The organism is Vibrio sp. Vb1337 (assembly GCF_033338715.1).
GTDB lineage: Bacteria > Pseudomonadota > Gammaproteobacteria > Enterobacterales > Vibrionaceae > Vibrio > Vibrio alginolyticus.
The window spans coordinates 1-1,311 of the sequence record NZ_JAWOTD010000123.1; the positions used below are offsets into that span (position 1 = coordinate 1).

The following is a 1,311-nucleotide window of genomic DNA, read 5'->3' on the forward strand; positions in this document are numbered from 1 at the left end:
GTCGCAGGATTATAGAGAAGAGCGAAGAAAAAATCACCTTTTTTTGCGCCAAATCACTAATTTTTTCTTCACTTTTTAAAGAGGCAACCAAATTTACGCCAAATGCTCGCGAGCAAGATACTCATGACTCTGCATCTCGGTTAAACGCGATACACAACGCTTGAACTCAAATTCCAGTTGTCCTTCGCTATATAAGGCATCCATCTCGACTTCCGCTGAAATAATCAGTTTTACGTTACGCTCATAAAACTCGTCGACTAAAGCAATAAAACGCCTCGCAGCATCATCAATTTTACGATTCATCTGACGCACATCGGCCAGTAAAACCGTGTGATAAATACGTGAGAGTTCAATGTAATCGTTTTGACTTCGAGCGGTTTGGCACAACTGCTCAAAAGAAGCATGTAACACCCCATCACTGGCTTCAATCACGTTAATCTGTCGATGATTAATGTCGATTTTGTGGGCAACGCTTTTACGCTCAGCCGTAAGCTGCTGATAATAGGTATTTAAATTAATAGAAGCCTGCTCATCCAATGGATAATGGTAGATTTCGGCTTGTTCCAAAGTCCTCAGACGATAATCGACACCACTATCCACATTTAGTACATGGCAACGCGCCAAAATCATATCAATAGCAGGAAGAAAACGTGCTCGCTGTAAGCCATTACGATACAAATTTTGTGGTTCGATGTTTGACGTCGCCACCAGCACCATCTGACGCTTAAACATTTCTTGCAACAATGTGGCAAGAATCATGGCATCAGTTATGTCAGAGACAAAGAACTCGTCAAAACAAACAATATCCGCTTCTTGTTTAAATAAGTCGGCAACTTTGGAGAGAGGATTTTCTACCTCCCCCAAACGCTTTAACTCGTCATGTACCCGATACATAAAGCGGTGAAAGTGCACGCGCATTTTTCTGTCAGTAGGTAAGGCATCAAAAAAGGCATCCATTAAATAGGTTTTACCTCGGCCTACCCCGCCCCAAAAGTACAAACCTTTTGGGGGTTGAGGCATCTCGACCTTTTTACCCATGAGCTTTTGCCATTTAGAGAGTTGAGGGCTCGGCGCAGACTGAAACTCAACAATATCATGGTAGAGTTTGTCTAAAGCGACAACGGCTTGATGCTGGGCTTCATCGCGCTGGAATCCATGTTCTGCTATATCTTTTTGATATCGTTTTAGTGGTGTCATCAGATTAAGTCGTGTTAGAGGTACAGAGAAAATGGTCACCTCGGGGTCAACTTTGAGAATAGAGAGAAGTAGTTATCAGTCCCCGAAGACATACTGCTATTTTTCTTTATCGGC

The 1,311-nt window shown here is 42.6% G+C and carries 1 protein-coding gene; it reads right to left on the reverse strand.

What is annotated here, in order from left to right:
- Nucleotides 1-93: 93 nt before the first annotated feature.
- Nucleotides 94-1,197 carry a cell division protein ZapE gene (zapE, locus tag R7E42_RS24390; RefSeq protein WP_318073146.1) on the reverse strand — a complete coding sequence of 368 codons (1,104 nt, stop codon included), beginning with the start codon at nucleotides 1,195-1,197 and terminating at the stop codon, nucleotides 94-96.
- Nucleotides 1,198-1,311: the final 114 nt, after the last annotated feature.

Excerpts from the sequence above, each read along its gene's own strand:
- zapE (WP_318073146.1), bottom strand. The coding sequence starts at position 1,197 with ATGACACCACTAAAACGATATCAAAAAGATATAGCAGAACATGGATTC.